This is a genomic window from Pseudomonas onubensis (assembly GCF_965653655.1).
GTDB lineage: Bacteria > Pseudomonadota > Gammaproteobacteria > Pseudomonadales > Pseudomonadaceae > Aquipseudomonas.
This window is the reverse complement of sequence record NZ_CBFHAZ010000313.1, coordinates 1-418: the sequence shown is the minus strand read 5'-3', so window position 1 is coordinate 418 and position 418 is coordinate 1. Positions and strand designations below refer to the sequence as shown.

The 418-nt window shown below is 35.6% G+C and carries 1 protein-coding gene; it reads right to left on the bottom strand.

What is annotated here, in order from left to right; genetic code table 11:
- Positions 1 to 418: ATP-binding cassette domain-containing protein (locus tag ACTD9P_RS30120; RefSeq protein ID WP_438870500.1), on the bottom strand; the 418-nt coding region annotated here is incomplete at both ends.

Genomic DNA, 418 nt, shown 5'->3' with positions numbered 1-418 from the left:
AATATGTCCTTTGTAGGGTTCAAAGAAATTGACAATCATTTTGGCTAAAGTTGTTTTACCAGAACCACTAACTCCAACTAGGCTAACCTTATCTCCTTGTTTAATCGTGAGATTAATATCTGTTAAGGTATCTCGTCCAAAACCATACTTATAAGAAAGGTCATCAAATTCAATATCGCCCATCAAAAAATGTGAATGGACAGGGTTTTCTTGAACTTGAAATTCAGATTCGACTAGATAGACTTCGTTCAAACGGTTATTAGCGACCTTCGCAGATTGGAGTTTGGTTTGGAGGTTGATAATATTTTCCATAGGAGTTGTAAAGTAAGAAAAAAGTGTGTTAAAGGTAATCAGCTGACCGATAGAAATTTTACTCGACATGACTAATTGAGCGCCAAACCATAGGATAAGGATATTC